At 46.0% G+C, this 13,370-nt stretch carries 14 protein-coding genes and 1 other annotated feature; of the genes, 8 read left to right on the top strand and 6 right to left on the bottom strand.

Annotated elements, in window-relative coordinates; genetic code table 11:
* Nucleotides 1-244: 244 nt before the first annotated feature.
* The 4 genes from IV64_RS00180 to IV64_RS00170 all read left to right on the top strand — a co-directional run bounded on the left by IV64_RS00180 (nt 245) and on the right by IV64_RS00170 (nt 2,519).
* Nucleotides 245-814, top strand: coding sequence for a helix-turn-helix domain-containing protein (locus IV64_RS00180; protein ID WP_057705145.1), 570 nt, complete (start codon nt 245-247; stop codon nt 812-814).
* An 80-nt stretch (nt 815-894) separates the two neighbouring features.
* On the top strand, nt 895-1,014 hold the full coding sequence (locus tag IV64_RS14235) for a putative metal homeostasis protein (RefSeq protein WP_157060957.1): 120 nt from the start codon (nt 895-897) through the stop codon (nt 1,012-1,014).
* A 191-nt stretch (nt 1,015-1,205) separates the two neighbouring features.
* Complete coding sequence (locus tag IV64_RS00175) at nt 1,206-1,697, top strand: kinase (protein WP_057705144.1); 492 nt, start codon at nt 1,206-1,208, stop codon at nt 1,695-1,697.
* A gap of 78 nt (nt 1,698-1,775) precedes the next feature.
* The gene (locus tag IV64_RS00170) at nt 1,776-2,519 is read left to right on the top strand and encodes a helix-turn-helix domain-containing protein (RefSeq protein ID WP_057705143.1); all 744 of its coding nucleotides are present in this window, start codon (nt 1,776-1,778) and stop codon (nt 2,517-2,519) included.
* A gap of 182 nt (nt 2,520-2,701) precedes the next feature.
* Here IV64_RS00170 and asnA read toward each other — a convergent pair whose 3' ends face one another.
* From asnA to IV64_RS00150, 4 genes are all read right to left on the bottom strand, one after another.
* Complete coding sequence (gene asnA / locus IV64_RS00165; protein WP_057705142.1) at nt 2,702-3,709, bottom strand: aspartate--ammonia ligase; 1,008 nt, start codon at nt 3,707-3,709, stop codon at nt 2,702-2,704.
* Nucleotides 3,710-3,792: 83 nt separating this feature from the next.
* Nucleotides 3,793-4,045 (bottom strand) — a binding site (T-box leader).
* 123 nt (nt 4,046-4,168) lie between these two features.
* A complete protein-coding gene (locus IV64_RS00160; protein ID WP_057705141.1) occupies nt 4,169-5,575 on the bottom strand; it encodes a C69 family dipeptidase in 1,407 nt (468 codons plus the stop codon).
* 36 nt (nt 5,576-5,611) lie between these two features.
* Entirely contained in the window at nt 5,612-6,859 is a 1,248-nt protein-coding gene (locus IV64_RS00155) for an RNA polymerase sigma factor sigma-70 region 4 domain-containing protein (RefSeq protein ID WP_157060956.1), read from the bottom strand.
* Between the two features lie 49 nt (nt 6,860-6,908).
* Nucleotides 6,909-7,172: a hypothetical protein gene (locus IV64_RS00150; RefSeq protein WP_057705139.1), complete on the bottom strand. Its 264-nt coding sequence runs from the start codon at nt 7,170-7,172 to the stop codon at nt 6,909-6,911.
* Between the two features lie 213 nt (nt 7,173-7,385).
* Here IV64_RS00150 and IV64_RS00145 point away from each other — a divergent pair, with 213 nt between their 5' ends.
* On the top strand, nt 7,386-7,586 hold the full coding sequence (locus tag IV64_RS00145) for a helix-turn-helix domain-containing protein (protein ID WP_057705138.1): 201 nt from the start codon (nt 7,386-7,388) through the stop codon (nt 7,584-7,586).
* Nucleotides 7,587-7,817: 231 nt separating this feature from the next.
* Nucleotides 7,818-9,611, top strand: a complete 1,794-nt coding sequence (recQ, locus tag IV64_RS00140) for a DNA helicase RecQ (RefSeq protein WP_057705137.1) — start codon at nt 7,818-7,820, stop codon at nt 9,609-9,611.
* Here recQ and IV64_RS00135 read toward each other — a convergent pair.
* The gene (locus IV64_RS00135) at nt 9,608-10,786 is read right to left on the bottom strand and encodes a serine hydrolase domain-containing protein (protein ID WP_083491514.1); all 1,179 of its coding nucleotides are present in this window, start codon (nt 10,784-10,786) and stop codon (nt 9,608-9,610) included. The genes recQ and IV64_RS00135 overlap by 4 nt on opposite strands.
* Nucleotides 10,787-10,919: 133 nt before the next feature.
* Between IV64_RS00135 and IV64_RS00130 the strand changes: the two genes are divergently transcribed.
* Nucleotides 10,920-11,798 (top strand): RluA family pseudouridine synthase, encoded by an 879-nt coding sequence (locus IV64_RS00130; protein WP_057705136.1) that lies wholly within the window; start codon nt 10,920-10,922, stop codon nt 11,796-11,798.
* An 86-nt stretch (nt 11,799-11,884) separates the two neighbouring features.
* Here IV64_RS00130 and IV64_RS00125 read toward each other — a convergent pair whose 3' ends face one another.
* The gene (locus IV64_RS00125) at nt 11,885-12,211 is read right to left on the bottom strand and encodes an ArsR/SmtB family transcription factor (RefSeq protein ID WP_057705135.1); all 327 of its coding nucleotides are present in this window, start codon (nt 12,209-12,211) and stop codon (nt 11,885-11,887) included.
* 390 nt (nt 12,212-12,601) lie between these two features.
* On the opposite strand from IV64_RS00125, the gene IV64_RS00120 reads away from it, so the two are divergent.
* Nucleotides 12,602-13,366: a flavodoxin family protein gene (locus IV64_RS00120; protein ID WP_057705134.1), complete on the top strand. Its 765-nt coding sequence runs from the start codon at nt 12,602-12,604 to the stop codon at nt 13,364-13,366.
* Nucleotides 13,367-13,370 lie beyond the last annotated feature (4 nt).

Here is a 13,370-nt window from a genome sequence, read left to right as displayed (position 1 = left end):
TTTTTGCGTGTTTAGCTGTCTTTCATCTAACTAATATGGAATTGGTAAATTCAACTAATCATTTGCTAGTCTGACGTGTAGAATGGGAGTATTGTGAAGTTATTGCGATGGCTTCATAAAATTGATAGGAAAGCCTACAAACGTTGACTTAACAAGGGTGCAACGGCACGTTGCGGGTAGTATTTGATGAAGCAACGAATTGGTGCGGGGAAAAGAATTTTATTTTAAGTGGGGGAGCGGTACAGTGAAAATTGCAATTGGACCAAAAATCAAGGATCAACGTGAACAGCGGGAATGGTCGCAACAGGTGCTGGCAGAAAAGTTGCGGGTATCACGCCAGACAATTTCTAAGTGGGAACTGGGTAAGAGTTATCCCGACCTGGAAAGTCTGGTCATGCTTGCACAGTTGTTTGGTGTTTCAGCGGATTACTTGCTTGGGATGACGCAGCCAGTAGCGAAACGTCCGTGGTATCGCGTTTGGTTTCGTAAGGGGAGCAAAGAGACAATGGGGACAACTGAAAATCATTCCGTCAAGTGGTATAGTAGCGGGCAAGCTCGGGCAAAGGCTGCGACGGCCATTATGATGGATTTAGTGGCTAATTTAAATCAAACGACGGAACGGCCGTTTCGAGAACTGATTGGCAACTATTATCGTGAGCTGGTTCAGCAGCAATCTGGTTCGAACATGTACGTTTTTGAACGGATGGGCATCGAAATCTCGGCTTGTTTACGGAAGAACGGGATCGTGTTATCACCGGAAAATGCCAAACGGGTCGATCAATTAATTGCTATGAACTACGTTAGGTATCTGTAAGCAAATGCTTTGGCTTTTTTAATGGCCCATGATATATTTAAATCGTAATAATTACTATTTAAATATAAGGGGAGTTGAATATGGAAAAGCAAGATTTAGCCAGTGCCCGTCGTCGCTTAAGAAGTTCGAACTTAAAGTCGCGTAAACGAGCGTTAAAAGTGTTACACGATTATCGACGCAATTTACAAAAGAGTAAGTAAAACAGGTGAGAGTGGGCCAAAAGGCGGTTAATCTCGAAAACTGCCTTTTGGCCCACATTTCGACCATAGCGATAGGAAAAGCCAACCAGAAATCTTCTGATTGGTTTTTTGAGGTTTGTCTCGGACCCACCTGTTTTAGTCCTATAATAGCTATTAGAAAGTTAAGTCGCACTATTAAGGGGACTTGTAGTATGGAGACAACGTTAGTTATTATTCGCGGAAATTCGGGTAGCGGCAAAACTACCTTAGCAGAAACGTTACAAAAACGCTTAGGTCATAATACGTTGCTAGTTGAGCAGGACGTGGTGCGGCGTGAGATGTTAATGAGCCGTGATAACCCGGGAAATTTAGCGATTGACCTTATTAAGCAGATTGCAACCTATGGCAATCACCGAGTACCCGTCGTTATCGTGGAAGGGATCTTGGCGCGCGAACGCTATGAAGGAATGCTAAGAAAGTTGGCGGGGCCGTTTGCCAAGACACTGACTTACTACTTTGATGTTGATTTTAAAACGACCTTAACCCGGCATCAGACGCGAACGCGAGACTTTGGCCCCCAAGAGATGAAACAGTGGTGGCTACCACATGATGTGTTGGGCTGGTCCTCAGAACAGTTGATTAATCAACAATCAGATCTAGAAATGGAAGTTCAGCAAATCTTGAACGACTTAAATGCTAGGTGAAGTGACCATCAACCATGAGTTGATTGCGACTAAGCGGCATCGAACGTATGCTAGGGAGGAAAACTAGGGGGCGAGAAGATGCGGTTACAGGCAATGTTAAAATTACGACGGCAACAGCGGGGGTTAACGCAATCCCAACTTGCAAGCCAGCTATTTGTGACGACGCAAGCTGTCTCTAAATGGGAAACTGGTAGGGCAGTACCGTCGATCGATAACTTGTTGGCTTTATCGGATTTTTACAATATTTCATTAGATGAACTTGTCCAGGGAAGCCCATTTTTTAAAAAGCCTTATTTGGTTGGAAAGCGTTTCAACGTGAAACGAGCTGTGGGGCTAATTTTATTTTGGGTATTGATTAGCTTACTATTCACAGGATTTGGATACCAGCCATGGTGGCTTTTTGGTGTGGTTATGGGACTCGGTGTAATCGTCGTCTTACCCGTTGCGGTTAGCGATTATTGGGTGATCACGCAATCAGGCCTTATCCTCAATCAGTATTCCACTAAAACATTAGTTAAATTCAGGGAGCTACTCATGTGGCAACCTACTAAAACGGTCATTCGCTATGAACAGTTACGGGGTGTGGCGCTTCAGTACCGCACTCGCAAGCGTGCTTCAGTGTTTGATGTTAACCCGGATTATTTTCAAATTATGTTAATGACGGCGAAGCGAACGTGGACGCTTGATTTAAACGCTCAGGTACGGGATTACTTGCCGCAATTACTAGATTACTTAACGCGTCATGGAATTCAAGTTAGTGATTCACAGGGCATAATTCCAATAATCATTAGCGGGCAGTCATTATATGAACATTTTCATTAAGTAAAAAATAGCTCACAGAAAATTTCAAATTTTCCGTGAGCTATTTTGATATTTGATGGTTGTGTCACTTTAAACGTATTAGGTTTGGTTTTAGATTGAATTCAGTGACATTGGTCCGGTTAAGCCAAGTTAACGAACCAACGGGAAGCCGCAACTAATCTCAATTTTTTTATAATTGATTATTAAAGTAAGTGAATGTTGTTAGCTTCGCACTTATCGATCATCGCTTGTGGCCAGAGTGCAGCTTGGACTTCACCGACGTGCGCCTTACCAAGTAATAACATGCAGAGTCGGGATTGACCGATCCCACCACCAATGGTGTAAGGGACAGAGGCGTCCAAAATCATCTTATGGTATGGCAAGCTTAAGCGGTCTTCAGCGTCAGCGTCTTTTAATTGGGCCTTCATTGAGTCGGCGTCAACCCGAATCCCCATGCTAGAAATTTCAATGGATTGGTTTAATGGTTCGTACCAGAAGAGAATATCACCGTTTAATTTCCAGTCGTCATAGTCGGGTGCGCGGCCGTCGTGACGTTTGCCACTGTTTAACTTCCAACCAATTTGCATTAAGAAGACACAGCCTAATTTTTTACAGATGGCGTTTTCGCGTTCACGCGGCGTCATGTCAGGGTACATATCTTCTAGTTCTTGAGTGGTGATGAAGTGAATTTCGTCTGGTAAATGGTGAACGGCTTTAGGGAACTTGTACCAAACTTCGTGTTCCATATGTTTGATAACTTTGAAAATGGTTTTGACCGTGTCTTCCAAAGTTTGGACGTTGCGTTCATCTTTGGCAATCACTTTTTCCCAGTCCCACTGGTCAACGTAAGCTGAATGGTAGTTGTCTAAGTCTTCATCCTTACGAATAGCGTTCATGTTCGTGTAGAGGCCTTCGTGCATGTCGAAGCCGTAGCGTTTCAAAGCGACCCGTTTCCATTTAGCTAAAGAGTGGACGATTTCAATCGTTTCGTCACCCATATCTTGCATCGTAAAGGAGACCGGTTTTTCAATCCCGTTTAAGTTATCGTTTAAACCAGTTTTCTTTTCAACGAACATGGGAGCGGATAGCCGTGAAAGGTTTAATTGCTTACCAAATTCTTCTTGAAAAGTTTCACGAATATAACGAATCGCTTGTTGGGTTTCTTTAACGGATAATTTTGGATCGTAATCCTTTGGAATAATTAAATGCATAAGTCGGAACTCCTTTAAAATAATTTATTGATTAACGTAGATTTTTCAAGATAAAAGAAAAAAGCCTTCCATCCCTTGAATTATCAAGGGACGAAAGACTTCTTTCGCGGTACCACCCAAGTTGTCTACCAAAATGTAGACCAGCTCTAAATAGAGTACGAACATACTCCACCGATGATAACGTACCGGTTAACGGCTAATCCTACTTTAACGTGGTTATTTCAGTTAGCAACTAAGAAAGTGTTTTTCGGATTAATCAAGTACTGGTCGGGTTTCCACTCATCCCCGATTCACTGGCAGGTTGATTAATCGTACTCCTCTTTCCTACGTTTTTTATCTTGTGCCATTTATATTAGCACTATTTCTGTGATTGTAAACAATAAAATTAAAATTAAATTAATTATCACTCATGAAATCACCATTTAAATGCAGGATCAACCTGCACCGTTGAGCGGTTTATTAGTCGTTCAAATTATACCGTAATTTCATTTTTTCAGAACCGGCAATGACCATTTCGCCTAATAATTTGGTTTGGAGTTTCATGGCAATGTCAGCCAGTTGTTGGTTAGCAGCCTCCAAGTAGGCGGTGGTGTCAGCGTGGTTACTTAAATCAGCGTCGGTGTCGTTTTCGAGTTTACGGTAGGCACTCATTGCTTCAAGTTCGTAGCTGTTCCGCATGTCAACGTAGAAGTCGTAGTCGGTGTCACCAAGCAAAGCAGTGGTGCAACTTAGCCAGTACATGTCGTTTAAGTTAAACGTGCCGTTCGCGTCCTTGTAGCTTGCTGGCGTATCGTTAACGTTAGCGTAGAAAGGAACGACCGTGTTGAAGGTGTTGGCACCAAAGGCTAACCAGTGAATCCCAGCGATTTCGGCAGGCACATCGTTACGAATTTGTAAGATGTGGACATCGTGGTTCCGGTTGATCCCGATTGGCCGGAATAACTTCTTTTCGGCTTCAGAGCCACTCCCATAAACGTCATACTTCGTGTTTTCAAAGTGGGAACTCAAGACAAACTTCACGTCTTCAATCGAAATCTTGCGGTTGGCGTGACAAATGAATGGTAAGTCTTGTTCCATTGGGTCTTGTTGAACGTCCGGTGTAAAGTATTTCTGACCGAACCAAGCCCGGGGGTTGTTATAAACGGTATCTTTGATGGATGAACTGCCGAAGATGTGGCGTAAGTTAACCCGGTCAAAGTCAGGGTTTAAGTGATAGGTCGCAATCAGGTCTTCTAAGTCGTCAGAAGCCATTGTATCAGCAGCGTTGAAGTCAAAGTCATCGATGTTCATGCGATTAGGCGCAACCACGTAAGCGTCATCGGGGATGCGTTTAGCAGCCCAGTGATGCCCACCAATGGTTTCTAACCACCAGATTTCGTCCTTATCAGAAAAGGCGATCCCGTTTGGTTCGTAAGTCCCATATTCTTTTAAGAGGGCGCCTAAACGGGTGACCCCTTCTTTAGCGCTGTGAATGTAAGGTAGCACTAAGGTGACTAGGTCTTCTTCACCGATACCGCCAGCAACCAACGGATCGGCACCTTGAATGCGTGAGTTGGTTGTAATGGTTTCCGTTGCGGACATTGCGATATTTTCACTGTTGATACCGGCAGCTGGCCAAGTCCCGTTGGTTAGAATTGAGTTAGGAATGGAAGTATACCGTAGTGGGTTGTCAGGTAACGTTACTTGAACCTTACTGATAACTGACTGGTAGTGCTTAGGTTGGTCTTCAGGATTGACGACGACTAACCGTTCTGGGTCGAGGGCTTCGTGCCCGTCGTCGTTGCGTGAAATAATGGTTGACCCATCGATTGAGGCCTTTTTACCGACTAAAATCGTGGTGCAAGAGCCCTTGATACGTTTTTCCATAGTTTAATAACACTCCTTTGTGTACTGTTAAACTTATTATACGCTTTCCAAGCCGGAGGTTACACCGTTTGTGGGACTAGTCGTTACTGCCTTTTTTAAAATGTAATTGACGCCGCTAATACTGATACCGGTCACCGCCGCAATCTCCCGGTAAGTCTTGCCCCGGGCGTGTAACTTGTGGACGAGTGCGTACTTGGCATGTTTGCTTTGCTGGCGGGTCCGCATCGCTGGCGTGCTGGCAGGTGTCGGGGCAAAGATGGGTGCGGGTTGCACGGTTTTAACTGGTGTCTGTGCGTATAGGTGGGTCATTTTACGCATGACTAGTTCAGTTGTCTGAACATCCCAGATGGCGTTATGTTGGTTCGGATTCGTAATGTTAAATAACGCGGCGAGACCGTTTAATGGCAGATCGTGGTAGCCAGACTTGTGGTTGCCGTGATTGATGATGGTATTAGTGAACGCCTGCGCGTCGAAGATGGTAATGGGGGCAGTGACAACGGCCTGTTCTTTGGGGGTTAATTCAGCATAGTGTGTCGCAATGGCGCGCCGTAAGTATTTGATATCTTGGGTCTGATCCCAAAAGACTAACGGCAATTGTGGCGTTAGTACTTGGGAAATAAACGTTTGAATGATTGCGAGTGCGTCACCTTGCCGTTCATATTCGGGAAGGGCCAGCTCCGTTTCTGCTAGACCGGTAAGTTTCTTTTCGGGTAGGAAGTTCGGATTGTCAAAATAGCGATTGAAGAAAATAGCGGTCTGGCGATGGTCCTTAAAACTGATGGCGCTTAGTTGGAAAATGTTGGTTTTAAGTCCTAAAAACTTGAAGACTTGCCAGTTAATTGTATTAGAAGCGCTAGTTCGGCGGAAGAGGTTGCCAAATTCACAGTCGATAATGATGTAGTGGTCTGGCATGCTAGTTAGCATGGTTGCAGGCATCAAAATGCTAGGCCGATTGATCGGTGTGAGGGTGCCGACCGGTTCTTCAGTAGGTAAGTCGTAACCGAATGATTGCAAGAAATCGTGATATGATGGTGATATGTTGGCGTCACTGCAAGTGAGTACTTTCTTTTCAGCAATGACGAGTTCGTTGCGGTGCGTAAAACTGATGTGACACCGTTGCTGTTCATCCTGAAAGATTGCGGTCACATTACCGGCTAGGGCATATTCTTTAGCCAGCGTGAGTCGCTTATCAGTTTGAACTTGATAAACCGGACGATTCAGTAAGTAAAGACAATTGAGGTTGTTAGAAATTCGACGTTCCAACATAGTCAAAGTTGACGACATGTACATCACTCCTCTGGTCTGGGTAAGCTCATTGTACGCAGATTGCCCGTTAACTTGCCAATGATTGCACTGGTGTCCGCACCATAAATTTTGTAATGACAAACTGGTGCCGACGGTTGTAATGCCCGTATAGCGCTAACCGCGCGTCAGGACGCAATTGGTAGAATAAAGTTAGGGCGTGTTTGACGACAATGCAGTGAATGGGCTGAGTCTGATCAGTGACGGGGGTTACTTTTAGGTAGAGCATAAAAGGGTCGTATTTTAAAATTTTACATTGATTAGCGTAGTTAACCGTTAAGCTTTGTTCATTCATGAAAATCACCTCGATAACATTATACGAACATACGTTCTAATTTGCAACTGAAAAGTAGACTATCAAAAATTAAGTTTGGCAGTTGAGTTATCGAAGCGTTTGGTAGTGCTGGTTAAAAAAATAAATGAATCGATAAAGTTACGCGAAAAAAGCTATAAAAATTGAGTGACTCTTGGTATGATAAAATCTGGACGAATGAAAGGGGGCCTTGCCATGGAGCGTGGACGACGCGCAACGCTAGAAGAACGAATCGCCATCGTAAAGTATACGTTGGCCCATGAGAACAACTATCAGCAGGCAGCCGACCAATTTAACGTCTCCTACCCGCAAGTTTATACTTGGGTTCGCAAGTATCGTCAAGGCGGCATGGAAGGCTTAGTTGATCACCGGGGTCGACCTAAGCAGGTTAAGTAGGGCTACATACAAAAAACGTGTTCAGAGTAGCTGGTAATTGTCGTATTATTCGGCGAAAGACACGATGCGCCGATGGTGTTCAATTTTATAATAAGGGAATCGTGATTTTGGTCACGGTTCCTTTTTCATTTGGCGTAAATAGGAAATAGTGGGTTCGAGAAGCTGAGTTGTATCTGCCTAGGATACCCTGTAAAATGAAACCAATGATTACATAGAAAGAGGAGTGCGGAGATGGATTTAGCGGCGGCGCAACAAGTATTGAAAACGACCTTTGGGTACGATGAATTTCGGCCTGGTCAAAAAGCTGTCATCGAGCAAGTTTTGGCTGGTGAAAATACACTGGCCATCATGCCAACGGGTGGCGGTAAGTCTTTGTGCTACCAAATTCCGGCGTTACTTTTTTCGGGATTGACCGTGGTCGTTTCGCCCCTGATTTCATTAATGAAAGACCAGGTCGACGCCTTAAATGACAACGGGATTGCGGCGACCTTTATTAACAGTTCGCTGAGCAACCAAGCGATTAATGAGCGACTACAGGAACTACGTGCAGGGGATTATACCTTACTGTACGTTGCACCGGAACGTCTGGATTCAGATTACTTTATCCGGGCGCTGGGGCAACTACCAATTGACTTATTGGCGATTGATGAAGCGCACTGTATTTCTCAGTGGGGCCACGATTTTCGGCCTAGCTACTTAGCGCTTAGCACGGCGATCGAACAATTACCGACCCATCCGCAAGTCTTAGCGTTGACCGCAACGGCTACGGAACAAGTGGCGCAAGATATTTGTCAACGGTTATCGATTGATCCTAAGGGAGAAGTCAATACGGGCTTTGCCCGAGATAATTTAAATTTAACGGTCGTTAAGGATCAAGATACGGACCGCTATATTTTAGACTATTTGAAAGTCAATCACGGTGAAGCGGGGATTATCTATGCCAGCACGCGGAAAGAAGTCATGCGCTTAACTACTTTGTTACAAAAGCACCACGTTAAGGTCGCACCGTACCATGCGGGGTTGGATGACGATGTGCGTCGTAAAAATCAAGAAGACTTCTTATTTGATCGGGTCGACGTGATGGTCGCAACTAATGCGTTTGGGATGGGAATTGATAAGAGTAACGTGCGCTTCGTGATTCACGCGCAGGTGCCCGGAACGCTGGAAGCCTATTATCAGGAAGCCGGGCGTGCGGGTCGAGACGGCTTGCCGAGTGAAGCCATTCTGATTTTTCGGCCGGCCGATACCCAGCTGCAACATTTCTTCATTGATGAATCCGAAATGGACGATGAACATAAACACCGCGCTTACCATAAGTTGCAAGTCATGACGCAGTACGCCAATACCCAGGGCTGTCTCCAGCAGTTTATTTTGAAATACTTTGGGGAAGCTTCGGAGCCGTGCGGCCGGTGCAGTAACTGTACCGACGACCGGGAAGCGCAAGATATTACGACCGATGCGCAAAAAGTCTTGTCCTGCGTTGTGCGGTTGCACTCACGGTTTGGCAAGGGCGTGGTCGCCCAAGTTTTGACGGGTGCTAATAATCAGCGCATTCGGGAGTCCAACTTGAGTACGCTATCCACGTATGGGCTGATGTCTAATCAACGGCAAAAGAGTGTCAGTGAACTGATTGATTTCTTGACGGCGGCGGGTTATTTGCAAGCCGTTGGTGGTCAGTACCCAACGCTATCGGTGACCCAAATGGGCGTTACGATTTTAAAAGGTAAGGGGCAAGTTTACCGCAAAACGGCACGAACTGTTCAACAGTCCGTGCCGGAAAATAGTGCGTTATTTGAACAATTACGAACCTTGCGTCGCCAGTTGGCCGAAAAACAGCAAGTGCCACCGTTTGTCATTTTCTCTGATAAAACGTTACATTCAATGTGTGATGTGATGCCTGAAACGGACGCGGCGTTCTTAACGGTCCGGGGTGTGGGTCAAAGCAAGCTCGAAAAGTATGGCGAAACCTTTATGGCAACGATTCGGGCTGCGGCGCACGAAGCGCCTTCCGATACTCCAGCTTAGTTTTTGGCGGGGTTATTGGCTGTATCAGCGTCAGCTTGGTTCAACAGGCCGTAAATATTACCAGTGACGTGGCCGAATGAAGTAATGTTATTTTGAATGTTCGTCATGATGACGACGTACGTTAGCCCGCTGGGACTAAAGCTATTAGCGACGTTCCAGCCGCTAACGATCCCGTGGCTGCTATAACTGCCGGGATTACAATAAAAGCCCATACCGTAAGTCGACGAGCTGCCGGGCGTAAACATGGCCTTACGCGCTTCCTTTGAAATGAGGTGGCCCGTCATCAGGGCGTGGTCGAACCGGTACATGTCGTCGACCGGCATGTAAAGATTACCAACGCCGAACAGCTGCGATAAGTCGCCTAGTTGGGGATGAACGTAGTGGCCGTTTTTGACCTGGTAACCGACGGAATGGTTGGGAATCTGATCAAAGGTCTGGTAAGTGCCAGTCTCGGTCATTCCCGCCGGTTGGAAAATGTTTTTTTGTAAATAAGTCATCAACGATTGGCCACTCAGCTTCTCCACCAAGTAGGCGAGCACCGTGTAGTTACTATCAAGGTAATGCCACTGACCGGGTTGAGCGCGAATCCCTTGTTTTTCGATATCCTTAACGAGGGCGGCGGGCGTCATCGCCGTACTGGTTTCGTGATGGCCGACGATGCCGGAAGTGTGGTTTAACAAGTTTTTTAACGTGATTTTATGACCGTTAGGAAAGTCCGGGAAGTAAGTTGCAATTGGATCGGTCACCTTTAGTTTGTGATGATCTTGTAATTGTAAAATTGCGGTCGCAATGATGGCTTTTTGAGCTGATCCAATGTAGTAAGGCGTCGTGGTTTCATTGGGCGTTTTAGCTGTCCGGTCGCGTTCGCCGTACGCTTTTCGTAAAATCACCTGGTGATTGCGAACGACTAGGGCGGTGCCTGAAAAGTGTAACTTAGTCAGGTATTGATCGATATTGGTGTTTTTGACAACCGTTGGCAGTGGTTTGCCGGTATGTTTTGTCCTGTGCTGCCGGGATTTGGCCCGCGTAATGACGGTGGTTGGTGATGCCTTAGTGTCGGTGCGATCGGCATTGAAGCGGTTGGTGATCATGAAGAAGGCCAGTCCAATTCCCCCAAGAATGACCAAGCTGAGTGTCAGGTAATACCACTCAGAACGACGTGGAAAATGCATCATTAATTCCCCCAAATTATGGCATTATAATGACCTAACTATACCATGCTTGTATAAACATAATTGTTAAGATTTGGTATAAACGCCAACAACTAAGAGCAATTTTTTAGCCTGAGTTTCAGAAAGGATTTTTAACATGCAATTTGTCTGGCAACACCGGGGCGCCCCGGTTTCCATGAAGCATTTTTTAACGACTCACGGGATCAGTATGCGGCTCATCAAGGCCGTTAAACACGGTGAGGGGCAGTTTCTTGTCAATGATCACCCGGTGACCGGTGTCATAACGGTCGGTAACGGCGACGTGGCGGGCTTACAACTGGCTAACGAAGCACCGGACCCGGCGATTGCCGTTAATAACGACCCCTTAGCAGTTATTTTTGAAGATGATAATTGGTTAGTTGTCAATAAACCGGCAGGACTCACCAGTGTTCCGGGCCCCAGTGACCGGGAAGCGACGCTCGTCAACCGGATCAAGGGGTACTTAATTGCGCAACAGGCGCCTAATCAGCGGCCCCATTTGATTACTCGTTTGGATCGGGACACGAGTGGACTAGTGCTAGTTGCAAAGCACCGGGTCGCCCAGAGTATCCTGGCTGACCCGCAATTGAAAGCCACGCTGCATAAAACTTATTTGGCTTGGATTAAGGGAACCATTCAACCAGCTAAAGGGGTTATTGACCAGCCGATTGGCCGACCAGATGAGTCACCGCGACGTCAAGTCATGGCGACGGGGAAACACGCTGTGACTAAGTATGAGGTGGTTGCGACTAATGCGACTGCTAATGTGAGTCGGGTCCGGCTAGAACTGGTGACCGGGCGCACTCACCAGATTCGCGTCCACCTGACGAGTCTAGGCCACCCGTTACTCGGAGATGCGCTGTATGGCGGGAATCAACAGTTGATTCAACGCCAGGCGTTGCACGCAGCTACCCTGAGTTTTTACGACCCGTTTGAACAGACGCAAGTCTACTTTGAAGCGCCGTTGCCGGATGATTTGAAGCAGTTTCCGATTTAGCTGGTCAAGACTGTTAAAATATAAGTTTAAATTAGAAAAAAATGGTGTTTCAGAAAAACTCTCTGAAACACCATTTTTTATTAAGCCTATTTGCCACCGGCAGTGAGTGTGTCGGCCGCTAAAGTGTCAAAGGTTGCTTGCAATTGTTTCAACGGATCACGCAAGGTGAGAAAATAAATGTGCTCGACCCCGTTACTCCGCATGTCGATCACACCCGCTTCGCGCATTAAACGCAAGTGGTGTGAGACGGCGGGGCGCGAAATGTTGACCATGGCGGTAATATCCGTCACGTTTAGGCCATCGTCACTGTTCCCCAGAGCAATGATGATTTGGCGCCGAATCTTCTCAGAAAAAATGTTGATTAAAGTTGCGCTTTTTGCGAGTGCGACTTCAGATTCTTGATAGTTAGCCATATCTAACTGTGTCCTTTCGGCTTCAATTTAGAGAGACTGCACGACGGTTCCCCATTGGTGCGTACGCCAAACTGGCATGCAGTTTCTCAAAGTGAACAACTACGCCATCCCGGCGTTTGCGGCCCTAAACGTCGCAATAAAGCCATCCTATTCGTCTGCGTATTAGTCCGGAATAGGTGGGCTATTTTAAAGTCTTCAAGTTGTCGAACAGACTGTACAAGATTGGTAAAGTTGTACTTACGTTTATTAAAACAAGACCTTAATTGATTGTCAATCGTTTTTGTTAAAAGTGAACATCATTAGTCACTTTAATGGTTTGCGTTCGTTTTGTATACGTATTTGAACGTAAAAGTGCGGTAAAATAAAAGTAACGAATAAGGAGGGATGGTTGTGAAAGTCATTGGAATTCTAGGCACCCATAATCCGGATGGGGTCACGGGTCAAATGCTGAAAGCCGTGTTAAAAGGTGCGGCGACCAGTGCTGAAACGGAACTAGTTAATTTAAACGACTACGCGCTAGTTCCGGATCATGATAAGTTACCTAATCCTGAGTTAGACCAATTAGCGGCTAAGTTGCAAGCGGCTGACGTGTGGGTTTTGGCCGCGCCGACCTATCTAGGTGGTCTTTCCGGGGTCATGAAGAACTTTTTGGACTGTTTCCGTAGTCGAATTGCCCGCTATAACGCTGTTGGCGAAGCCGTCCCGGATCAGTTTAAAAATAAGCACTACGTTACAATTACCGACTGCTACGCTGGGGGTGTTGAAAACTACCTGACCGGGGTCACCGACGCGGCGTTTAAAACCATGGACAAGTTTTTGACGATGGGCGGTCTCATTAAGTTGCGCGAGATCGTCATTACGCACACCTGGGGCATGCAGGCGTTAACACCTAAGAAGCAGGCGGAAGGCGAGCGTGTGGGCCAAAAGGCGGCTCATAAAGTGGAAAGGGATGATAATACGATGAAACGTTACGTTGAACTGTTCTTCATGATTGCCGTTATGGCGTTACTGACTATGGGGATTGAAGCTGGTTTGGGCCGGCTGATTCCACTTACTAATTTCTGGACGTACTACGGCGCCTTTGTCGTTATCTTTTACATTTTGTTGGCTAGTATTTTGCACTTTTTCACCGTGGTCAAGCATCGTCGACGTTAAAAAG

This window comes from Lactiplantibacillus xiangfangensis (genome assembly GCF_001438845.1).
Classification (GTDB): Bacteria; Bacillota; Bacilli; order Lactobacillales; family Lactobacillaceae; genus Lactiplantibacillus; species Lactiplantibacillus xiangfangensis.
Note: the sequence above shows the minus strand (reverse complement) of the source record. Positions and strands in the feature narration are given on the sequence as shown.